Origin of the sequence: Sphingobium yanoikuyae, assembly GCF_013001025.1 — a bacterium.
In the GTDB taxonomy this organism is placed as follows: Bacteria; Pseudomonadota; Alphaproteobacteria; order Sphingomonadales; family Sphingomonadaceae; genus Sphingobium; species Sphingobium yanoikuyae_A.
The window spans coordinates 4,676,444-4,698,970 of the sequence record NZ_CP053021.1; the positions used below are offsets into that span (position 1 = coordinate 4,676,444).

Genomic DNA, 22,527 nt, shown 5'->3' on the forward strand with positions numbered 1-22,527 from the left:
TCCCGACATGATCGCGCCGGTGCCCCCACGGGGGCTTAAAATGGGAAGGCGGTGCGGATGCCATGGCATCCAAGTCCGCAGCTGTCCCTGCAACTGTGAGCGGCGAGCGTGATGAACAGCGCCCTCCCCAGCCGGGAGGGCAGCCACTGGGCCGGACGCTAAATCCTGCGAGGCCTGGGAAGGCCGTTCCTCCCGCTATGACCCGCAAGCCAGGAGACCTGCCGGCGTTTTGGTCGCTCTTGCTTTGGTCCAGGGGATGGCCGGGGCACGGTGTTCCGTCTGAGCGACAGGTTGGCGGCTGGAGCCGCGCGGTCACGCATCTGCGGGCGAACAAGCGCCCGTCCGCGATGCCGGCCGGCCGTGCGTGCGCGCCCGGTTCGCTCCCGCCCCGGTTGCTCCGGCGCGCGAGTATTTGTCATGGCCAACACTGCATCTGCCAAGATTCCGACCACCGTCATCACCGGCTTCCTGGGCGCGGGCAAGACCACGCTGATCCGCCATCTGCTGGAAAATGCGAAGGGGCGCCGCCTCGCCCTCATCATCAACGAATTTGGCGATGTCGGCGTCGACGGCGAACTGGTGAAGGGCTGCAACGATGCTGCCTGCCCCGAAGAGGATATCGTCGAACTGGCCAATGGCTGCATCTGCTGCACCGTGGCCGACGATTTCCTGCCGACCATGACCGCCCTGCTCGACCGGCCGAGTCCGCCCGACCATATCATCATCGAAACCTCGGGGCTGGCCCTGCCCAAGCCGCTGGTCAAGGCCTTCCAATGGCCCGACATCCGCACCCGCGCCACGGTGGACGGCGTCGTCGCGCTGATCGACGCCGATGCGGTCGCTGCCGGCCGCTTCGCCACCGACGAGGCGGCGCTGGCCGCGGCGCGCGCCGCCGACCCCAATCTGGACCATGACAGCCCACTGGAGGAATTGTTCGAGGATCAGCTCGCCTGCGCCGACATGGTGGTGCTGAACAAGAGCGACCTGGTCGATGCCGACACGCTGGCGGCGGTCGAGGCGCAGGTTGATGCCGAAACGCGGCCCGGCGTGAAGATCGTCCGCGCTGCCCATGGCGCGGTCGACATCGGTGCGCTGCTGGGCATCGTCGCCGCGGCCGAGGATGATCTCGACGCCCGCCCCTCGCACCATGAGGCGGAGGGCGAGGATCATGACCATGATGATTTCGACAGCTTCGTCGTCAGCGGCGATGCGGTTGCCGATCCCGACACGCTGGTGCAGGCGCTGTCCGCGCTGATCGCCACCCACGACGTGCTGCGCGTCAAGGGCATGGTCGCGGTCGCGGGCAAGCCGATGCGCCTCGTCGTGCAGGCGGTCGGCCCGCGCATCCAGCATTTCTTCGACCGCCCCTGGCAACCGCAAGAAGCGCGTCGTACCCAGCTGGTGGTGATCGGCCAGAAGGGGCTGGACCGCGCCGCGATCGAGGCCGACATCCAGGCCGTGCTCGGCTGATGCATCTTCTGTCCGCCACGCCGGGAACGATCAGCGACGGCGAGGAGGCGATCGACCTCGATCAGCCGCCCGGCGAGATCGTCATCCTGACCGTGGCGGACAGCGACCTGGCCTGTTTCGCCGCTGCTGCCGCGCGCCTGCCCGATGATGCGCCGAGCGTGCGGCTGGCCAATCTGCTGCAGCTCAAGCATCCCTATTCGGTCGATCTCTATGTCGAGAAGGTGATCGCCAAGGCGCGCTTCGTCTGCGTCATCCTGCTCGGCGGCAAGAGCTACTGGCCCTATGGCGTGGACGAGATTGCGCAGGTCGCGCGCGAGCGGGGCATCGCCTTCGCCGCGATCGCCGACGGGCGGGAGGGCGACCCGGCGCTGGATCTGGCCTCCACCGTGCCCGCGGCGATGCGCGAACAGTTGCGTGACTATCTGCGTCAGGGCGGCACCGCCAATGCGCTCTCCTTCCTGCGCTGCGCCGCGCGGCTGATCGGCGCGGATGCGGGCGAGCCAGACCATCCGCTGCCGATCGCCGACGCGGGCCTCTATCTGCCCGGCCATGACCGGCCCGGCGTGGCCGAACTGCGCGCGACATGGACCGAGGGGCGGCCGGTGGCGCTGCTGATCTTCTATCGCGCGCTGGTGGTCGCCGGCACGCTGAGCGCGGTCGATGCGATGGTCGCAGCGCTTGGCGCGCGCGGCTTCAATGTCGCCGCCGTCCATGTCCGCGCGCTGCGCGAACCGTTCGTGCGCGACTGGCTCGGCGGGCTGCTGGCCGGCATCGCGCCCGACATTATCGTCAATGCGACCAGCTTTGCCGCCTCCTCTTCGTCCGAGCCGCGCGTGCCGGGCATCTTGGAACAGGCCGACTGCCCGATCCTGCAGACCGCCTTTGCCGGGGTCGAGGAAGGCAGCTGGCGCGGGTCGGCCCGTGGCCTTGGCCCGCGCGACCTGGCGATGAATGTCGCCCTGCCCGAAGTGGACGGCCGCCTCTTCACCCGCGCCGTCGCCTTCAAGGCCGCCGAGCGGTTCGATGAACGCACCCAGTGCGGCATCGTCGTGCCGCGCGTGGCACCCGACCGGGTCGCCTTCGTCGCCGATCTGGCGCGCAACTGGGCAGCGCTGCGCCGCACGCCGCCTGCCGAGCGCCGGATCGCATTGGTGCTGGCCAATTATCCCAATCGCGACGGGCGGATCGGCAATGGCGTCGGCCTCGACACGCCGGCCAGCGCCGCCGCCATCCTGTGCCGGCTGGGCGACGCCGGCTATGCGATCGGCGACGCGCCGCGCGAGGGCGCTGCGCTGATGCGGCTGATGACCGGCGGCGTCACCAATGACCGGGCGTCGATCGATCGGCTGGGCGAGGTCAGCCTGTCGCTCGATATCTATCGCGCTGCCTTGGCCGCTCTGCCCGACAGCGCGCGTGACGCCATGGTCGATCGCTGGGGGGCGCCGGAGGCCGATCCCTTCGTGCGGGACGGCGCCTTTCGCCTTGCGGTCCATCGTTTCGGCCATGTCGCGATCGCGGTGCAGCCGGCGCGCGGCTATAATATCGATCCCAAGAGCAGCTATCATGACCCGGCGCTGCCGCCGCCCCACGCCTATCTCGCTTTCCATGTCTGGCTGGCGCAGGATTTCGGTGCGCAGGCGCTGGTCCATGTCGGCAAGCATGGCAATCTGGAATGGCTGCCGGGCAAGGCGGTGTCGCTTTCGGCCGATTGCTTCCCCGAAATTTGCACCGGGCCGGTGCCGCAACTCTATCCCTTCATCGTCAACGATCCGGGCGAGGGGACGCAGGCCAAGCGCCGCATCGGCGCCGTCATCCTCGACCATCTGACCCCGCCGTTGACCCGCGCGGAAAGCTATGGGCCGCTCAAGCAGCTCGAAGCGCTGGTGGACGAATATTATCTCGCCGCCGGCATGGACCCGCGCCGGCTCGACCGGCTGCGCCGCGATATCATCGACCTCGCCCGCAGCCAGGGGCTGGACAAGGATGCGGGCGCCGCCGGCGACGATGACGACGCGCTCGCCGCGATCGACAATTATCTGTGTGAGCTGAAGGAATTGCAGATCCGCGACGGGCTGCATGTCTTCACCGCTTCGCCGCAGGGGCGGCTGCGGCGCGACCTGCTGATCGCGCTGGCGCGCACGCCGCGCGGCCTGGATCATCCGGGGCAGGCGTCGTTGCTGCGCGCGTTGGCCGATGATCTGGGCCTGGGCTTCGATCCCCTCGATTGCGTGCTGGGCGCGCCGTGGCAGGGGCCGCGCCCAGCGGTGCTGGTGGACTTATCCACAGACCCTTGGCGCACCCATGGCGACATGGTCGAGCGGCTGGAACTGCTGGCGGCGGCGCTGGTCGATGGCGCGGCGCCGGTCGGCCCGGCCAGCGCCGCCGTGCTGGCGGCGATCGCCGATGATCTGGCGCCGCGTGTCGATGCCTGTGGCCCGCGGGAGGCGGCGGCCTTGCTGGCCGGGCTCGACGGACGGTTCGTGCTGCCGGGACCATCGGGCGCGCCGACGCGCGGGCGGCCCGACGTGCTGCCGACCGGGCGCAATTTCTTCTCGGTCGATACCCGCGCCGTGCCGACCGCTGTCGCCTGGGATCTGGGCCAGCGATCAGCGCAATTGCTGGTCGACGATTATCTCCAGCGCGAGGGCGACTATCCCCGCGCCATCGCCCTGTCCGCCTGGGGCACGGCGAACATGCGCACCGGCGGCGACGATATTGCGCAGGCGCTGGCGCTGATGGGGGTGCGGCCGCGCTGGGAATGGAGTTCGGGGCGGGTCGTCGGCTTCGAGATGATGACCCTGGCCGAGCTGGGCCGGCCGCGCGTGGACGTGACATTGCGCGTCTCCGGCTTCTTCCGCGACGCCTTCCCCGAACAGATCGACCTGATCGACAGCGCCGCCCGCGCGGTGATGGCACTCGATGAGCCGGACGAGGATAATCCCGCCGCCGCCCGGCATCGCGCCGAGCAGGCGGCGCTGGTGGCGGATGGTGCCGATGCGGCGGAGGCCGCGCGCCGCGCTGGTGCCCGCGTGTTCGGATCGAAACCCGGCGCCTATGGCGCGGGACTGCAGGCGATGATCGACGAGAAGATCTGGCACAGCCGCGCCGATCTGGCGAACGTCTATCTCGACTGGGGCGGCTATGCCTATGGCGCGGGGGTGGAGGGTGACAGCGAACGCAGCCTGTTCGCCACCCGCCTGGCCCAGGCCGACGCGGTCGTCCAGAATCAGGATAATCGCGAGCATGACCTGCTCGACAGCGACGATTATTATCAGTTCGAGGGCGGCATCGCCGCCGCCATCGAACATCTGAAGGGCACGAGGCCGCTCAGCTATCATAATGACCATAGCCGCCCGGAGCGGCCGGTGATCCGCACGCTGGAGGATGAGATCGGCCGCATCGTCCGCGCCCGCGTCACCAACCCCAAATGGATCGCTGGCGTCATGCGCCATGGCTATAAGGGCGCGTTCGAGATCGCCGCCTCGGTCGACTATCTCTTCGCCTTCGCCGCCACCACCCATGCGGTGCGCGACCATCATTTCGACGCCGTCCACGCCGCCTTCATCGAGGATGAGGCCGTGCGCGCCTTCATGGCCGACGCCAATCCCGCCGCCCTGCGCGAGACCGCTGCCCGGCTGAGCGAGGCGCTGGAACGCGGCCTGTGGCAAACCAGATCGAACAGCGCGGGCATGCTGCTCGCCCAGCTTGCAGGAGAGTGACGATGGTCGAACGCACCGACGAACAGCATGCGGAAAAGATGAAGAAGAAGCAGGCCGCCCATGACAAGATCATGGCGACCAAGACCCAGGAAAAGGGCCTGCTGATCGTCCATACCGGCAAGGGCAAGGGCAAGACCACGGCGGCGCTGGGCATGGTCGTCCGCATGATCGGCCATGGCAAGAAGGTCGGCGTGGTCCAGTTCGTGAAGGGCGCGATGACCACCGGCGAGAAGGCGGTGTTCGATGCTTTCCCCGATCAGGTCGAGTTCAAGCCGATGGGCGAGGGCTTCACCTGGAACACCCAGGACCGCAGCCGCGACATCGCGCTGGCCCGCGAAGCGTGGGACGAGGTGAAGCGTATGGTCGCCGACCCCGACTATGCGATGGTGCTGGCTGACGAACTGAATATCGTGCTGCGCTACGACTATCTGCCGCTGGACGAGGTGCTGTCGGTGCTGACCGGCAAGGAAGAGATGAAACATGTCGTCGTCACCGGCCGCAACGCACCCGAGGCGCTGATCGAGGCGGCCGACCTGGTGACCGAAATGACCATGATCAAGCATCCCTTCCGCAGCGGGGTGAAGGCGCAGGCCGGCATCGAATATTGATGCAGGCCTTCGATCCCGATTTCTGTGCGACGCTGACCGACCTGCTGACCTGGCGCCGCGACGTGCGCCATTTTCGCACCGATCCGCTGGACGAGGCGATGGTGCTGGAGCTACTGAAGCTGGCGCAACTGGCGCCGTCGGTCGGCAACAGCCAGCCCTGGCGCTTCGTCCGGGTGCGCACGCCGGCGCTGCGCGCGACACTGGCCGATCATGTCGATGCCGAGCGGGAGCGGGCCACCAGCCAGATCACCGACGCGACCCGGCATGATGCCTATCGCGCGCTGAAGCTGCACGGGCTGGGCGAGGCGCCGGAGATCATCGCCGTCTTCTGCGACGATGCGACATCGGCCGGCGCGGGGCTGGGCGCGGCGACCATGCCGCAGACCCGCCTCCATTCGGTGGTGCTGGCGATCCACACGCTGTGGCTGGCGGCGCGGGCGCGTGGGCTGGCGCTCGGCTGGGTGTCGATCCTCGACCCGGCCTTTGTCGCGCGGACGCTGGCGGTGCCCGACGACTGGACCTTCGCCGCCCTGCTGTGCCTGGGCCATCCCGAAGCGGTCGCCGACACGCCCGAACTGGCGCGGCTCGGCTGGCAGGCGCGGCTAAATCCGCTAGCGCATATCAGCGAGCGATGACCATTTATTGCGGGGCGACCTCGAACATATCCTCTACGCCTGGCTCCTGCGGCATGTCGTCGCGTTCGGTCGCCTGACGCGCCCACATGGTGGCGTAGAGACCGTCGGCGCGGACCAGATCGGCATGGCGGCCGCGCTCGACGATGCGGCCGGCGTCCAGCACGATGATCTCGTCGGCATCGACCACGGTCGACAGGCGATGGGCCACCACCAATGTCGTGCGCTTGCGGCTGATGTCGCGCAGCACGGTCTGAATCTCGGTCTCGGTGCGGCTGTCGAGCGCACTGGTCGCCTCGTCCAGTACCAGTAGCGGCGGGTCTTTCAGCAGGGTGCGAGCGATGGCGACGCGCTGCTTCTCGCCGCCCGAGAGCTTGAGGCCGCGCTCGCCGACGCGGGTGTCATAGCCCTGGGGCAGGCTCATGATGAAATCATGGATCGACGCCGCCTTGGCTGCCGCCTCGATTTCCTCCTGGCGCGCGCCTTCGCGGCCATAGCCGATATTATAGCCGACCGTGTCGTTGAACAGGACCATGTCCTGCGGCACGATGCCGATCGCGGCGCGCAGCGATGCCTGCGTCACAGCGGCGATATCCTGCCCGTCGATCGACACGGTGCCGCCCTGGATATCGTAGAAGCGGAACAGGATGCGGGCGATGGTCGACTTGCCTGCGCCCGATGGACCGACGATGGCCAGCGTCTTGCCCGCCGGCACCGCGAAACTGACGCCATGGAGGATTTCGCGCTCGGGATCATAGCCGAAGCGGACAGCGTCGAAACGGACGGCGCCGCCGGCCACCTGCAGCGCCGGGGCGCCGGGCACGTCGGCCACCTCCGTCTCGGTATCGATCAGCTTGTACATCGCCTCCATGTCGATCAGGCCCTGACGGATGGTGCGATAGACCATGCCGAGCAGGTCGAGCGGGCGGAACAGCTGCGACAACAGCGTATTCACCAGCACCACGTCGCCGGTGGAGAATTGCCCCCGGCTCCAGCCCCAGACGGTATAGGCCATCGCCCCGCCCATCATCAGGTTGGTGATCAGCGACTGGCCGATATTGAGCCAGGCGAGGCTGTTTTCCGACTTTACCGCCGCCTTGGCATAGCGGCGCATGGCGGTGCCGTAGCGCCGCGCCTCGCGCTCCTCCGCGCCGAAATATTTGACCGTCTCGAAATTGAGCAGGCTGTCGACGGCGTGGGCAACGGCACTTGTGTCCATGTCCACCATGTCGCGGCGCAACTGGTTGCGCCATTCGGTGACGAGGCGGGTGAACCAGATATAGAGGGCGACCATGGCCAGCGTCGCGGCGACCAGACCGGGGCCGAACTTCACCAGGAAGATGGCGCAGACGGCGAGCAGTTCCAGCACCGTCGGCGCGATGTTGAACAGCAGGAAATAGAGCATCGTGTCGATGCTTTTCGTGCCGCGCTCGACGATCTTGGTGACGGCGCCGGTGCGCCGGTCGAGATGGAAGCGCAACGACAGGCGGTGGAGATGGACGAAGACATCGTCGGCCAGGCGCCGGCCCGCTTCCTGTCCGACCTTCTCGAAAATGGCGTTGCGCAGATTGTCGAACAACACGCCGCCAAAGCGCGCGCCGGCATAGGCAACGACCAGCGCCATGGCGAGGCCGGCGGCCGGTTCCAGCCCCGGCGCCATCCGGTCGATCGCGCCCTTATAGGCGAAGGGCATGGCGAGGGTGACGACCTTGGCCAGCGCGACCAGCGCCAGCGCCACCGCGACCCGGCGGCGCAGCGCCGGCGCATCGGCCGGCCAGAGATAGGGGATGAAGCGCCGCAGCGTGGCCCAGGCGGGCGGAAGGGGCGTGGAATCGGGCGTGGCTGGGGGCATTTGTCGCTATTTAGGGCATGACGGGCGGCAATCCAGTGGCGCGACCATCCGGCCGGCCACGCAAAAGCGTCCCTTGTTGGAGATGATCCGCTTAACTTCGCACATTTCCCGCACATTCTGACATTTTCTTGCGCCCCGCCGATCCTATCGAAAAGTCGGGAACCGGGTGGCAAGAATAGCAAAGCGGGCTGCTGTAGGACAGCATCTTGCCCCGATGCGGCGGCCATGGCAGGCTTCGCCTCCGTCATCCTTCCCCGACAAGGAGCACGGCATGGAACCCTTCAGCGCAGCCCCCTTCAGCATGGCTTTGGCCCCCGAACGATTGTGGCAGGCGATCAATCCCCTGACCTGGACGCAGAGCGGCGGTCAGGTCGGTCTCATCAATATCGCGCTCGGCTAGACGGCACGTCCCGACATAGAGCGCACGGTGCTGAACGAGGTCGGCAGCTATGGCCGGCAGATCGGCCGGATCGGCGACGCGCTCGAAGTGCTGATCCGCCATTTCGAGACCAGGGATCTGCCACAGGCGGAGCGCGATGCGCTGACGATCCTGATGGGCCAGCTGGCCGAGGTCCGCAAGGTCAAGGCGCGCGAACGGGAGGGGTGAAGGGTGGGGACAAGGCATAGCCCCTCCCTTCCAGGGAGGGGTTGGGGTGGGTTGCGAGCGTAGCGAGCTTCTGCCCTATCGACCGTAGACCGCCGCTGCGCGGCGCACCCACCCCCGGCCCCTCCCTGGAAGGGAGGGGAGTAGGGAACGTCCGCATCTGGTCGAAGCCTGCCAATCCCCACAGGCGTCATCCTGACGAAAGTCAGGATCCATTCTGCACTGCGCCAGATAGGGATTGCTGAATGGATTCCGGATCAAGTCCGGGATGACGACGAGGGAGAGGGCAGTATTGGGTCGTCAGCCATCAATGACGGGAGATAGTCGCTTCCGCTCATCCCCAGCAATGTCACGCCGGACGCGATCCGATCGCGCGCGTGGCCGTTATCGTCCGCCGCTTTCCTATTCGCCCTGTCTCTGGTCTACCCTTGGCGATGCGACAGCGCGTTCCTTCGTCACCCCGTCTTCTCCATCCGGCGCCTGCCCGGCGTGCAACCGGTGCGTGGGTGTGGCGTCGGCGGCGCGCGGCGGGGGCGATCCGGGCGCGGTGCGCGGACCCGCCCCCTGTTGGAGGTGACGCGTCATGGATGCGCGACCGGCGCGTCGCAGAGGCAAAACCGGCGCAAAAGGCCCTAAAAGCCCGTTTACACTGTGAACTTCGGGAGAGGCGTCTTCTATCGGCCCTGGCGCAGGATCGCCGGCGCCTCCCGCCAGCTGCCCGGCGCGATGTCGTCGATCGTCCAGTCGCCGATGCGCCAGCGGACCAGGCGCAGGGTCGGCAGGCCGACCGCCGCGGTCATGCGGCGGACCTGGCGATTGCGGCCTTCGCGGATGGTGAGGCGCAGCCAGCAATCGGGCACGCTCTTGCGAAACCGCACCGGCGGGTCGCGCGGCCACAGCGCGGGATCGTCGATCCGTTCGACCTCCGCCGGCAGGGTCATGCCGTCCTTGAGCTGCACGCCGCGCCGCAGCGCCGCCAGCGGCGCATCGTCGGGGTCGCCCTCCACCTGGACCAGATAGGTTTTGGGCATCTTGAAGCGCGGGTCGGCGATGCGCGCCTGCAACCGGCCATCATCGGTCAGCAGCAACAGCCCCTCGCTGTCGAGGTCGAGCCGACCGGCGGGATAGACGCCGGGCACGTCGACATAGTCGGCCAGGGTCGGGCGCGGCGGGCCGGTGCGCTCGTCGCTGAACTGGCAGAGCACGCCATAGGGCTTGTTGAGGAGGATCATTCGTCCCATGCGTCGTCCTCCTCCTCTTCTTCGTCCTCGAACGCGATGCTGCCCTGATTGTGGAGCAGCACCAGCAGCGCGATTGCGGCGGCGTCGCCCGCCAGCGCCGGATCAAGCTCCAGCGCGTTGTCCGCGCACAATTGCTGCGCCAGTGCCGCGCTGGCACCGGTGCAGTCATGCGACGCGCCATCGACGAACAGCAGGATGGCCTCTTCCGCCCGGACGAAGGCGAAGCGGCTGGCCGGATTGCGGCGCAGGGGTGCGCCTTCCGCCACCAGCGCCTGCATCGTGGCCGGGTCGATCGCCTCCTCGGGCGACCAGTCAATCTCGGGATATTTGCGGGTGCTGCTATATTCGCCGAACCAGCGGGCAAAGCCGGCCGGATCGCCCAGTTGCTCCAGCACCATCGCCTGCAACCGGGCCAGCGCGGCCGGCGCGATCTCGCCGGGATTGGCCTGGCGTGCCAAGGCGGGGTCGGCATAGCGGTCATCCTCGCCCAGCCCTTCGAGCAGCCGGTCGGTCCAGCCCTCGATCAGTTCGCTGCGCGCCGGCGCACGGAAGCCGACCGAATAGGTCATGCAATCATCGCCCACCGCGACGCCATCATGGGCGATGCCGGGCGGGACATAGAGGATGTCGCCGGGTTCCAGTACCCATTCGTCGGTCGCGTCGAATTCGGCCAGCAGGCGCAGATCGGCATGGGCGCGCAGCGGGCTGCTATCGTCGCACGCCTGGCCGATGCGCCAGCGGCGGCGGCCCGCGCCCTGGATCAGGAAGACGTCATATTGGTCGAAATGCGGGCCGACGCCGCCGCCGTCGCTGGCATAGCTGACCATGACATCGTCGATCCGCCAGTCGGGGATGAAGCGGAACGGGGCGATCAGCGCCGCGACATCGGGCGCCTGATGATCGACCGCCTGCACCAGCAGGGTCCAGGGGCTGGCGCCGAGCGCGGCGAAGCGATCCTCCGCCAGCGGCCCCTGTTCCATTTTCCAGTCGCCGTCCGCCTGCACCACCAGCCGCGACTCGACGCCCTCCTCGCAGGCGAGGCCCGCCAGTTCATCGGGCGCCAGTGGATTGGTCCATTGCGCCCAGGGATTGCGGATCAGCAGCGGCTTTTGCTGCCAATAGTCGCGCAGGAACAGGTCGATATCGAAATCATGCAGATGCATCGGGGTCTCGCCGGGAAGGGGCGGCGCGCGGGGCGCGCCTGCCATCGGCGCGAACCCTTGCCCCTGTGCCCTGCCAATGTCAAAGCGGATGGGACCGGATCGGCAGGAGGGGCGGGCATGGCCAGGCTGTTGGGGGCGATAATGGCGGGCGGACGCGCGACCCGCTTCGGCAGCGACAAGGCAGCGGCGCTGCTCGACGGGCGGCGGCTGATCGACCATGCGATCGATGCGCTGTCCCCCCATGTCGCCGCGATCGCAATCTGTGGCCGGGCCGAGGAAGGACATCTGAGCCTGCCCGACCGGCCGGGGCCGGACATGGGGCCGCTGGGCGGCCTCAACGCCGCGCTACATCATGCCCAGGCCCATGGCTTTGACGGCGTGCTGACCAGCGGCTGCGACATGCCCTTTTATCCCGCCGACCTGCCCGCGCTGCTGATCGGCGAGCAGGCGGCGATCCTCGATGGGCAGCAACTGCTCGGCTGGTGGCCGGCCGCGCTGGCGCCCGAACTGGACGCGCATCTGGCGGAGGATAACAACCGGTCGATCCGGGGCTGGCTGGCGCGGATCGATGCGCGCACCGTGACGCTGCCGGGGCTGGTGCTGCCCAATATCAACCGGCCCGATGATCTGGCCGCGATCGGGCGCGATCGGGGGTAGCGCTCCCATTTTTTGCGGCGAGATGCGAAAAACACTTGTCCCCCTGCGCCATCCTGCCATTGTCCGGCGCGTCGGATGCGGGGAACGGGGATTCCCATGCACCGGACAGGGGCAAGGAGGGGTGCATGGATCTGGTCCATGTCGGCGCGGCGTTGGCGGTGCAGATGGTCGTCATTCTTGGCGCCTGTCGCCTGTCCGGCTGGCTGGTCGGCCGGTTCCTGCGCCAGCCACGGGTGATCGGCGACATGATCGCGGGCATCCTGCTTGGTCCCTCGCTGTTTGGCTGGCTGGCGCCGCAGGCCCAGGCGCTGCTCTTCCCGATCGAGACCCGGCCACTGCTGCAATTTGTCGCGCAGGCCGGCATCGGCCTCTACATGTTCCTCGTCGGCCTCGGCTTTCGCCGCGCGCATTTCCATCTTCAGGCGGGCAGCGCCGTTGCGGTTTCGCTGTGCGGCATCATCGCGCCCTTCCTGGGCGCGGTGGCGCTGACGCCCTGGCTGTCGGCCATGGGGCTGTTCGGGCCGACGGTCACGCCGTTCGAGGCGACCCTGTTCATCGGCGTCGCCATTTCCATCACCGCCTTTCCCGTGCTGGCGCGGATCATCCGCGAACGGGGGCTGGGCGGCACGCCGCTCGCCGCGCTGGCGCTGTCGGCCGGGGCGATCGACGATGCGATCGCCTGGTCGATTCTGGCGATCCTGCTCGCCTGCATCGGCGCGGACGGGATGATCGCGGTGCGGGCGCTGGGCGGCGGCGGGCTGTTCGCGATCATCATGCTGTTCCTGGGCAGCCGGCTGCTGGCGCCGCTGGCTCGCTGGGCAGAGCGGGAGGGGCGGGTTACGCCGGCCATGCTGCTGGTCGTGCTGCTGCTGTTCGGCGGGTGCGCCTGGGCGATGGACATGGCCGGGCTTCATGCGGTGTTCGGCGGCTTCCTGCTGGGGGTGGCGATGCCGCGCGGCATCCTGTCGCAGGGGCTGGCCCGCAGGCTGGAGCCGACGACCATCGGCCTCCTCGTGCCGATCTTCTTCACCGTCTCCGGCCTCAATACGCAGGTGACGATGGTCGATAGCCTGTCGCTGGCGCTGGTTGCGCTGGCGATCCTGGCGGCATCGATCCTGGCCAAGGGGGGCGCCTGCTGGGCGGCGGCGCGGCTGACCGGGCAGGACAATGTCACCGCGCTCGCCGTCGGCGCGCTGATGAACGCGCGCGGGCTGATGGAATTGCTGGTCATCAATATCGGCCTGCAGCGCGGCATCATCGGGCCGGAACTGTTCGCGATGCTGGCGCTGATGACGATCGTGACGACGATGATGACGGTTCCGGCGATCGACCGGCTGGCACGCCGGAAGGGGCTGGACGGCCCGATTGCCGACGGGCCGGACGATGACCCCGGCGCGCGCACCGTCGCCACGCCCGGTGCTGCCTGACCGATGCAGCGCCCCATCCTCTTTTCCCTTCCGCTGGAATGACCGACATGCATGCAGATTTTCCGACGTCCGACCGGGTGGTGAAGCGGGTGGTGGTCGCCGGCGGCGGCACGGCCGGCTGGGTGACGGCGACCGCGCTGGTGCGTCATCTGGGGCCGCTGATCGACATCACGCTGATTGAATCCGACGCGATCGGCACCATCGGCGTGGGCGAATCCACCGTGCCGACCTTCCGTGGTTTCCACCAGTTGATGAAGATCCGCGAAGACCGCTTCATGGCCGAGGCACAGGCGACGGTGAAGCTGGGCATCGAGTTCAAGAATTGGGGGCGGGTCGGCGACCGCTATATCCACCCGTTTGGCACGATCGGGCTGCAATGGAGCTGGATGGCCGATTTCCACCATTTCTGGCTGCATGCCAGGGCGCAGGGTTTTGGCGGCGAGCTGGGCGAATATTGCCTGGAATGGGCGGCGGGCGAGGCCAATCGCATGTCGCTCAGCAGCTCGGTCGCGCCCAGCTATGCCTATCATATCGACGCCGCGCGCTATGCCCGCTTCCTGCGCAGCCTGGCCGAGCCGGCGGGGGTGAAGCGGGTCGAAGGCAAGATCCGCAATGTCGAACTGACGCCCGAGAGCGGGCATATCGCGGCGCTGGTGCTGGAATCGGGCACGCGGATCGAGGGTGACCTGTTCATCGACTGCACCGGCTTTCGATCGCTGTTGCTGGGCGAGGCGGTGGGTGTCGGCTTCGAGGATTGGGGCCAGTGGATCCGCACCGACCGTGCGGTCGCTGTCCAGTCCACCTCCGACGGTCCGGCCCAGCCCTATACTTCGGCAATCGCGCATGAGGCGGGCTGGCGCTGGCGCATCCCGCTGCAGCATCGCGACGGCAACGGCTTCGTCTTTGCCAGCGATTTCATGTCCGACGACGAGGCGCATGCCCGGCTGCTGGCGGAGATTGAGGGGGAACCGATCGTCGACCCGTGGCTGGTGCGGTTCAAGACCGGCACCCGGACCAGGGCCTGGCACAAGAACTGCGTTGGCCTGGGACTGGCCGGCGGCTTCATCGAGCCGCTCGAATCGACCAGCATCCACCTGATGATGGCGGCGGTGACGCGATTGATCGAGGATTTTCCCTTCCACGGGTTCGACGACGCGCTGCTCGACCATTTCAACCGCAAGTCACGGCTGGAGTTCGAGAATATCCGCGATTTCATCATCCTTCACTATCATGTGACCCAGCGCGACGATTCCCCTTTCTGGGATCATTGCCGGACGATGGAGATACCCGACAGCCTGAAGGAAAGGCTGGCGCTGTGGCAGGAAAATGGCCGCGCCTATCAACTGGGGCATGAGCTGTTCCGCGTCGACAGCTGGTCATCGGTGCTGCTGGGTCAGGGCATGCACCCGCGCGGCTATCATCATGTCGCGGCGATGATGCCCGAACCGCAGCTGCGCGAGGAACTGGCGCGGATGCGCAAGGACATTGCCGGGGTCGTGGCGGAGATGCCCAGTCATCGCGAATTCCTGCGCCGCTATTGTCCCGCAGAATTGGTCTAGTCAAAAAATGCGCATCGGTAGAATATTTTTTGCAATGCACAATAAAACATAAAAAACCATTATTTTCAGTAAAATATAAATCTGTAAATCAAACCCTTAGGGACTTTAACCGATCATAGCATCATAATTGACAACGCTGGCCATTAGGCTAGCATGAACGTCCAATAAGGCTCGATGTGGGCGAGCTGTTAAAAAAGGGAGGATTCTGAAATGGGCTTACCATATTCCAGATTCATGCGTTGCGCGTCTCTGATAGCGCTAACGTATAGCGTTACACCAACGGTGGCGCAGGCGCAGGATGCCGCCGTCCAGAATGCCGAAGCCGACATTATTGTCACCGGCGTGCGTGCCAGCCTTGATCGCGCGATCGACATCAAGCGCAATTCGAGCGGTGTGGTCGATGCCATTTCGGCCGAAGATATCGGCAAGTTCCCCGACACCAATCTGGCGGAATCGCTGCAGCGTATCACCGGCGTGTCGATCGATCGCGTCAATGGCGAAGGGTCTCAGGTCACGGTCCGCGGCTTTGGCGGCGGCTTCAACCTGGTGACGCTGAACGGGCGCGCGCTGCCATCGGCCAATGTCACCTCCGTCGGCGGCGACCAGAATGCCGACTATTCGTCGGGCACCAGCCGCTCCTTCGACTTCGGCAATCTGGCGTCGGAAGGCGTCAGCACGCTGGAAGTCTACAAAACCGGTCGCGCGGCGATCCCGTCGGGCGGCATCGGCGCGTCGATCAACGTCGTCACCCGCAAGCCGCTCGACGCGCGCGAGGCGGGCTTCAGCGGAACGATCGGCGTCAAGGCGCTCTATGACACCAGCGTCGAGAAGAGCCTGAGCGATCCGGCCAAGATCACGCCCGAAGCATCGGGCCTGCTGAGCTGGCGCGACGAGAATGAAGTGTTCGGCGTGTCGATCTTCGGCAGCTATCAGAAGCGCAATTTCTCGACCCGTGGTGCGACCGTCAACAACTGGAACATCCGCCGCTACAGCCAGTTCGCCGATCCGGCCAATGGCTTCGTCAACGCCAATACCCAGATCAAGAACGCGCCGACCGACCCCAACACCCTGGTGTCGGTGCCCAATGACAGCAGCTATTATTATTCGCAGGGCTCGCGCGAACGCATCAACGGATCGGCGGTCGTGCAATTCCGCCCGACCGAGACGCTGACCTTCACCGCCGACGCTTTGTTCGCCCAGAACAAGCAGCGCGAGCAGCGCGCCAGCCAGGGCAACTGGTTCAACCGGCCCTTCGCCCAGGTGGAGTTTGACGGCAATCCAGTGGTCGCCACGACCAGCTATCTGCAGGAGAATATCGCCGGCGTGAAGGACGCGGCGTTTGAACAGGCCGAACGCGGCGTGCGCAACCGGCTGCAGGATTATGGCCTGAACGCCAAGTGGGAGATCAACGACCGCGTCACCCTGTCGATCGACGGCCATACCGGCCTGGCGCAAAGCTCCCCGGACAATCCCAATGGCGTGAGTTCGACGCTGGTGGGCCTGGGCGCGCCGATCGTGGCGTCGCAGTCGGCCGATTTCAGCGGCACCATCCCGGTCCAGTCGATCACCATCAACGATGCCCTGCGCGGTAATAATAATGGCGTGCTGGATCTGGGTGATCTGGGGTCGCAGATGGGCCGCACCGTGTCCTCGGCGCAGCGCCAGCGGCTCAACGAGATCCGCGCCGACCTGGGCTGGGAACTGGATGATGGCGGCAGCCGCTTCGATGTCGGCGCCAATTACCGCACGTCCAAGATGCGCCAGACCCGCACCCAGACGCAGCAGACGCTGGGCGACTGGGGCATCAGCAATGTTGGCGATATCGCATCGGTCGCGCCGGGTGTGCTGCAGGAATATTGCCTGGTCTGCAAGTTCGACAATTTCGATGCCAAGGGCCAGGGCGCGACGCTGACCGCCTTCCAGGGCAGCGCCGTCGACCTCTATAATGCGCTGTCGCCTTATTATGCCCAGCGCGGCAATGCGATCGGCATCACCCAGCAGGAGGATAACCGGGTCAAGGAGGATATCTGGTCCGCCTATGGCCAGTTGACCTGGAAGGGCGAACTGGCGGGCCGTCCGGCATCGCTGGTGGTCGGCGCGCGCTATGAACGGACCAAGGTGCGTTCGACATCGCTGGTGGCGGTGCCGCAGGCGATCAACTGGGTGTCGGACAACGACTTCACTCTGGTGGTGTCGGATGAGGTCCAGCCGGTTTCGGACAGCGGCAATTACAACAACTTCCTGCCCGCGATGGACTTCCAGATCGAGCTGGCGAAGAATTTCATCGGTCGCTTCTCGTTCAGCAAGACCATTGCCCGGCCCGATTATGGCAATCTGTTCGTGGCAAGCTCGGTCGGCACGCCGCCGCGCCCGATCGCGCTCGGTGGCTTTGCCACTGGCTCGACCGGCAATGCTCGCCTGTCACCGCTGATTTCCGACAATCTCGATCTGTCGTTCGAATGGTATTACAAGCCGTCGAGCTATATTTCGGCGGGCGTGTTCGAAAAGCGGGTGCAGAATTTCGTCGGCACCGGCCAGACGACGCGCAACCTGTTCGGGCTGCGCGATGTCAGTTCGGGCGCGGCGGGATCGCGATCGGGCACGGCACTGGCTGAACTCAAGCGGCTGGGGGCTGACCCGAGCGACGTCAACCTGTTCACGATGACGGCATTGCTGCAGCAGCAGGGCAATATCGATGCCGCGTCGCAGCAGTTCCAGGCGAACTATTCGAACGGGGCGCTCAGCCAGGCCTTCATCGACCAAGTGCTGACCGAAGTCGACCTGACGCCGGACGCTAATGATCCGCTCTACGATTTCGAGGTCACGCAGCCGATCAACAACCGGCAGGGCAAGATCTGGGGCTTCGAACTCGCGGCCCAGCATTTCTTCGGCAATACCGGTTTCGGTGTGTCGGCGGCCTATACGCTGGTCCGGGGTGACGTGGGCATCGATGTCGGCGCCGATCCGAGCGAGGACCAGTTCGCGCTGGTCGGCCTGTCGGATACCGCCAACGCCACGCTGATCTATGACAAGAACGGCCTGTCGGCGCGTCTCGCCTATAATTGGCGCGACAAGTTCCTGCAGTCGGCCAACCGTGGCGGCGGCGATCGCAACCCGGTGTTCGTGCGCCCGTTCGGCCAGCTCGATCTCAACATCAGCTGGGATGTGTCGGAACAGTTTGCCGTCTCGTTCGAGGCGATCAACCTGACCGAGAGCGACATCCGCACCTATGGCCGCGACAAGAGCAACCTGTGGTATGCGCAGGAACTGGATCGCCGCTTCCTGCTGGGTGGTCGCTTCCGCTTCTAAGGGGGTGAGCCGGGGCCGTCCTGCCGGGCGGCCCCGACTTTCATAATTGCGTCGGGCGGACAGCATCGGGGCGGGCTACGCAAAGGGCTTTTCCTGCGCCGCCGACGCCCTACTATGGCCGCCCGTTCATGCGGCACGCCGGATATTCCATGACCAGCACGATGATACTCGATCCCATCACCCATGCCGCGCTTCGGGTCGCACCGGGCAATGGCGCTGCCTTCGGCGATGCCGTCAACCAGACCCTGATCTTCCCGACCGAGATCGACGCGATCCAGCGGGAATATCCGATCCTGATCCAGCGCGATGGCCAGGGCGCCTGGCAGCTCACGGCGCTGCTGGGGTTCGATCGCGACGAAAATCTGTTTCTCGACGCCGGGGGCTGGACCGCACGCTATGTGCCCGCCGTCCATCGGCGCGGCCCTTTCCTGATCGGCATGCAGCAGCGCGACGGCGAAGATCATCCGGTGATCCATGTCGACCTGGACGATCCGCGCGTCGGCGCGGCGGGCGAAGCGTTGTTCCTGCCCCATGGCGGCAACGCGCCCTATCTGGACCATGTCGCCGATGCGCTGCGCACCATTCATGAAGGCCATGGCCTGAGCGCGCCGATGTTCACCGCGTTCGAACAGGCCGGGCTGCTGGCACCGATCGCACTGGACATCGCGATCGATGACGCGCAGCGCTATGACATTGCCGGTCGCTTCACCATCGATGCCGATCGGCTGGAGGCGCTGGATGGTCCGACGCTGCAGGCGCTGCATCAGGCGGGCCTGTTGCAACTGGCCTATGCGATCCGCTCCTCGCTCGCCAATATCGAGGATCTGATCCTGCGCAAGCGGACGCGGCAGGCGGCGTGACGCTGCGCCAGACCCGGCGGATTGCCGCCAGCGACCTGACGCCTAGCTGGCTCGACGATCTGATGGCGGCGCAGAGGCCGGTCGTGATCGGCGGACTGGTCGATGGCTGGCCGCTGGTCGCTGCCGGGCGGCTATCGGCGCAGGCGGCGATGGACCGATTGCTGGCCAATTATGGCGGCGCGCCGGTTACCGGCTATGTCGGGGCGCAGGAGGCCGGGGGCCGCTTCTTCTACAATGATGAACTGACCGGCTTCAATTTCGATCGCGGGCAGGCGCCGCTGCCCCATTATCTCGATAGGATCCGGGCGGATGCCAGTGGCGAGGGGCCGGCCATCTATATCGGATCGACCGATGTCGACCGCTATTTCCCCGGCCTGCGCGCCGACCATGACCTGCCCGGCCTGTTCGGTGCGGCAGTGCCGACCGTCAGCCTGTGGATCGGCAACCGGACAGTCGCCGCGACCCATTATGACAGCTCGCACAACCTGGCCTGTTGCCTGGTCGGGCGGCGCCGCTTCACCCTTTTTCCGCCCGATCAGGTGAGCAATCTCTATCCCGGCCCGCTGTCGCCGACGCCCGGCGGCCAGGTGGTCAGCATGGTCGATCCCGCTGCGCCCGATCTGGCGCGTTATCCGCGCTTTGCGCAGGCGCTGGCGGCCGGTGAGGTGGCCGAACTGGAGCCGGGCGACGCGCTCTTCTACCCGGCGCTCTGGTGGCATCAGGTCGAGGCGCGCGACGGCTTCAACATCATGATGAACTATTGGTGGGACGCCGTCCCCGACTTCATCGACACGCCGATGGCGACGCTGCTGCACGGGCTGCTCAGCATCCGCGAGCGGCCGGAGCCCGAGCGCATGGCCTGGCGCGCGCTGTTCGACCATTATCTGTTCGGACCGATAGAGCATGCGCGCGACCATCTGCCCGATCATGCACAGGGGCCATTGGCGCCGCTGACGCCGCTGGAGGCGCGACGCCTGCGGGCGATGGTGATGCAGCGCCTCAACCGCTGAAAGGGCGGCGCCAATCGAGCGTTGCGCGCGATTTATGATAACGCTATCAATTGCGCAAATCGCAAGGAGAGGATGATATGACGATCAAGCGCAGAATGTGCCTGCACGCATGGCCGCTGGCCCTGGGACTGGCGCTCGCCGCCTGCCAGCAGGCGCCGGAACAGAAGGGCGAGCAGAAGACCGAGCAGGCGGCCGACAATGCCGCGGGCGGCAAGCGCGATGCGTCCGAATATCTGTCCCAGCCGCTGGTCAGCGACATCTACACCGCCGATCCGTCCGCCCATGTGTGGAACGGCAAGATCTATGTCTATCCCAGCCATGACATTGACGGGCCGACGCCCGAGGATGATCTGGGCAGCCATTTCGAAATGCGCGACTATCATGTCCTGTCGATGGACAAGATCGGCGGGCCGGTGACGGTCGGCCCTGTGGCGCTGGACGTGAAGGATGTGCCCTGGGCCGACAAGCAGATGTGGGCGCCCGACGCGGCCTACAAGAATGGCACCTATTATCTCTACTTCCCGGCCAAGGACAAGGAAGGCGCCTTCCGCATCGGCGTCGCCACGTCCAAGGATCCGATGGGACCGTTCAAGGCCCAGCCGCAACCGATCAAGGGCAGCTATTCGATCGATCCGGCCGTCTTCACCGACGCCGACGGGCAGAGCTATATCTATTTCGGCGGCATCTGGGGCGGCCAGTTGCAGCGCAATATCGGCGGGAAATATGATCCGGACGGGTCAAAGACCGACCTGAAGCAGGATGACAAGCCGGCGATCGCGCCGCGCGTCGCCAGGCTGAACGGCGACATGCTGGAATTTGCCGAGACCCCGCGCGAGATCCAGATCCTGGACGACAAGGGCAAGCGGCTGCTGGGTGGCGACCATGATCGCCGCTTCTTCGAGGCGTCATGGATGCACAAGCATGATGGCAAATATTATTTCAGCTATTCGACCGGCGACACCCATTATCTGGTCTATGCCGTCGGCGATTCCCCTTATGGCCCCTTCACCTACAAGGGCCGCATCCTGGAGCCGGTCGAAGGCTGGACCACCCACCATTCGATCGTCGAATGGGGCGGCAAGTCCTGGCTCTTCTATGCCGACAGCCAGTTGTCGGGCCAGACTCGCCTGCGCAACGTCAAGGTGACGGAACTGCGCTACAATGCCGATGGCAGCATCCAGACGATCAATCCGCTGCTGCCCAAGAAGGGCGCGGCGCACTGAGGATTGAGGGAAGCGCGGCGATCATGTCGCGCTTCCCCTTTCATGTCATGCGCCGGGCAGCGTGGTCCATTTGGCGTCGCCCGCCGCATTGGCGATGACGGTTTCGACGAAGCCCATGGTTTGCAGGCCGTCTCCGACCGACGGGAACCAGGCTTCGCCGCCCCGGATGCGCGTGGCGAAGGCGCGGTAGAGATTGGCGAACGCCTCGATAAAGCCTTCGGGATGGCCGCTGGGCGTGCGCAGCAGCGGCAGGGTGGAGGGCAGCAGGCCCGGTCCGGCCGCGCGCAGCACTTCGGCGGGCCGATCGAGCCAGCGCAGGGTCAGTGTATTGGGTTCCATCTGCGCCCATTCCAGCCCGCCATGTTCGCCATGGATGCGCAGCTTCAGGCCATTTTCGTCGCCGGCCGCGACCTGCGTCGCCTTGAGGATGCCGCGCGCGCCATTGTCGAGGCGCAGTAGCACATTGACGTCGTCGTCGAGCCGGCGCCCCTCGACATGGATGCTGAGGTCGGCGCAGATTTCGCTGACGCGCAGGCCCGACACATGTTCGGCCAGATGAAAGGCATGGGTGCCGATGTCGCCCAGGCAACCGCCGAGGCCCGCACGGGCCGGATCGGTGCGCCATTCGGCCTGCTTGTTGCCGTCGCGGTCGATCGCCTGGCTGAGCCAGCCTTGCGAATATTCGACCTGCACCAGCCTGATCTTGCCGAGATCACCGCGCGCGACACGCGCCCGCGCCTCTTCCACCAGCGGATAGCCGCTATAGGTGAAGGCGAGGCCGAAATGCCGGCCCGAGCGTTCGGCGGCGGCAGCGATCTGGCGCGCCTCGGCCAGATCGAGCGCCATCGGCTTTTCGCAGAAGACATGGAAACCCGCGTCGAGCGCGGCGATCGCCATCGGCGCATGGAGATGATTGGGCGTCACGATCGACAGGGCGTCGATCCGCTCGTCCGCCGGCAGCGCCTGTTCGCCCGCCAGCAGCGCGTCGAGCGAATCATAGGTGCGCGCCGGGTCGATTCCCAGCGCCTCGCCCGAGCGCCGGTTGCGATCCGTGTCGCCGCTGAAGGCGCCGGCCACCAGTCGCCAATCACCATCCAGTGCGGCGGCAGCGCGGTGGATCGCTCCGATAAAGGCGCCTTCGCCACCGCCGACCATGCCCAGGCGCAACGCTTTTCCTGTCATCCTCATCCCTC

At 66.4% G+C, this 22,527-nt stretch carries 17 protein-coding genes and 1 riboswitch; of the genes, 13 read left to right on the forward strand and 4 right to left on the reverse strand.

Annotated features, from left to right (window positions below):
* Positions 1-241, forward strand: a riboswitch (cobalamin riboswitch).
* Between the two features lie 176 nt (positions 242-417).
* Genes cobW through bluB form a run of 4 tightly spaced genes read left to right on the forward strand, consistent with a single transcriptional unit; the run spans position 418 to position 6,432 of the window.
* The gene (cobW, locus tag HH800_RS22540; RefSeq protein WP_010335421.1) at positions 418-1,470 is read left to right on the forward strand and encodes a cobalamin biosynthesis protein CobW; all 1,053 of its coding nucleotides are present in this window, start codon (positions 418-420) and stop codon (positions 1,468-1,470) included.
* Complete coding sequence (gene cobN, locus HH800_RS22545) at positions 1,470-5,189, forward strand: cobaltochelatase subunit CobN (protein WP_169862531.1); 3,720 nt, start codon at positions 1,470-1,472, stop codon at positions 5,187-5,189. Before cobW ends, cobN begins: the two co-directional genes overlap by 1 nt.
* A 2-nt stretch (positions 5,190-5,191) precedes the next feature.
* Positions 5,192-5,797, forward strand: coding sequence for a cob(I)yrinic acid a,c-diamide adenosyltransferase (cobO, locus tag HH800_RS22550; protein WP_169862533.1), 606 nt, complete (start codon positions 5,192-5,194; stop codon positions 5,795-5,797).
* Entirely contained in the window at positions 5,797-6,432 is a 636-nt protein-coding gene (gene bluB / locus HH800_RS22555; protein WP_169862535.1) for a 5,6-dimethylbenzimidazole synthase, read from the forward strand. Before cobO ends, bluB begins: the two co-directional genes overlap by 1 nt.
* A gap of 4 nt (positions 6,433-6,436) precedes the next feature.
* Here bluB and HH800_RS22560 read toward each other — a convergent pair whose 3' ends face one another.
* The gene (locus HH800_RS22560; RefSeq protein WP_169862537.1) at positions 6,437-8,281 is read right to left on the reverse strand and encodes an ABCB family ABC transporter ATP-binding protein/permease; all 1,845 of its coding nucleotides are present in this window, start codon (positions 8,279-8,281) and stop codon (positions 6,437-6,439) included.
* A 271-nt stretch (positions 8,282-8,552) separates the two neighbouring features.
* On the opposite strand from HH800_RS22560, the gene HH800_RS29405 reads away from it, so the two are divergent.
* Both HH800_RS29405 and HH800_RS29165 read left to right on the forward strand, forming a co-directional pair.
* The gene (locus HH800_RS29405) at positions 8,553-8,681 is read left to right on the forward strand and encodes a hypothetical protein (RefSeq protein WP_268932897.1); all 129 of its coding nucleotides are present in this window, start codon (positions 8,553-8,555) and stop codon (positions 8,679-8,681) included.
* Between the two features lie 27 nt (positions 8,682-8,708).
* Complete coding sequence (locus HH800_RS29165; protein WP_235681945.1) at positions 8,709-8,888, forward strand: hypothetical protein; 180 nt, start codon at positions 8,709-8,711, stop codon at positions 8,886-8,888.
* A 671-nt stretch (positions 8,889-9,559) separates the two neighbouring features.
* On the opposite strand, the gene HH800_RS22570 is transcribed toward HH800_RS29165, so the two are convergent.
* Together HH800_RS22570 and HH800_RS22575 are read right to left on the reverse strand one after the other, a co-directional pair.
* On the reverse strand, positions 9,560-10,126 hold the full coding sequence (locus HH800_RS22570; protein ID WP_169862538.1) for a pseudouridine synthase: 567 nt from the start codon (positions 10,124-10,126) through the stop codon (positions 9,560-9,562).
* On the reverse strand, positions 10,114-11,334 hold the full coding sequence (locus HH800_RS22575; RefSeq protein WP_169862540.1) for a cupin domain-containing protein: 1,221 nt from the start codon (positions 11,332-11,334) through the stop codon (positions 10,114-10,116). The genes HH800_RS22570 and HH800_RS22575 overlap by 13 nt, the downstream gene beginning before the upstream one ends.
* A 72-nt stretch (positions 11,335-11,406) precedes the next feature.
* Here HH800_RS22575 and mobA point away from each other — a divergent pair, with 72 nt between their 5' ends.
* From mobA to HH800_RS22610, 7 genes are all read left to right on the forward strand, one after another.
* A complete protein-coding gene (gene mobA / locus HH800_RS22580) occupies positions 11,407-11,946 on the forward strand; it encodes a molybdenum cofactor guanylyltransferase (RefSeq protein WP_169862541.1) in 540 nt (179 codons plus the stop codon).
* 125 nt (positions 11,947-12,071) lie between these two features.
* On the forward strand, positions 12,072-13,373 hold the full coding sequence (locus HH800_RS22585) for a cation:proton antiporter (protein ID WP_169862543.1): 1,302 nt from the start codon (positions 12,072-12,074) through the stop codon (positions 13,371-13,373).
* Positions 13,374-13,420: 47 nt separating this feature from the next.
* Positions 13,421-14,932, forward strand: coding sequence for a tryptophan halogenase family protein (locus HH800_RS22590; RefSeq protein ID WP_169863402.1), 1,512 nt, complete (start codon positions 13,421-13,423; stop codon positions 14,930-14,932).
* Between the two features lie 234 nt (positions 14,933-15,166).
* Positions 15,167-18,241 carry a TonB-dependent receptor gene (locus HH800_RS22595; RefSeq protein ID WP_169862545.1) on the forward strand — a complete coding sequence of 1,025 codons (3,075 nt, stop codon included), beginning with the start codon at positions 15,167-15,169 and terminating at the stop codon, positions 18,239-18,241.
* 149 nt (positions 18,242-18,390) lie between these two features.
* Positions 18,391-19,101: a SapC family protein gene (locus HH800_RS22600; RefSeq protein WP_169862547.1), complete on the forward strand. Its 711-nt coding sequence runs from the start codon at positions 18,391-18,393 to the stop codon at positions 19,099-19,101.
* Complete coding sequence (locus HH800_RS22605; protein WP_169862549.1) at positions 19,098-20,111, forward strand: cupin-like domain-containing protein; 1,014 nt, start codon at positions 19,098-19,100, stop codon at positions 20,109-20,111. Before HH800_RS22600 ends, HH800_RS22605 begins: the two co-directional genes overlap by 4 nt.
* A gap of 77 nt (positions 20,112-20,188) precedes the next feature.
* Positions 20,189-21,334 (forward strand): glycoside hydrolase family 43 protein, encoded by a 1,146-nt coding sequence (locus HH800_RS22610; RefSeq protein WP_169862550.1) that lies wholly within the window; start codon positions 20,189-20,191, stop codon positions 21,332-21,334.
* Positions 21,335-21,379: 45 nt separating this feature from the next.
* On the opposite strand, the gene HH800_RS22615 is transcribed toward HH800_RS22610, so the two are convergent.
* Positions 21,380-22,516, reverse strand: a complete 1,137-nt coding sequence (locus HH800_RS22615) for a Gfo/Idh/MocA family protein (protein WP_169862552.1) — start codon at positions 22,514-22,516, stop codon at positions 21,380-21,382.
* Positions 22,517-22,527 lie beyond the last annotated feature (11 nt).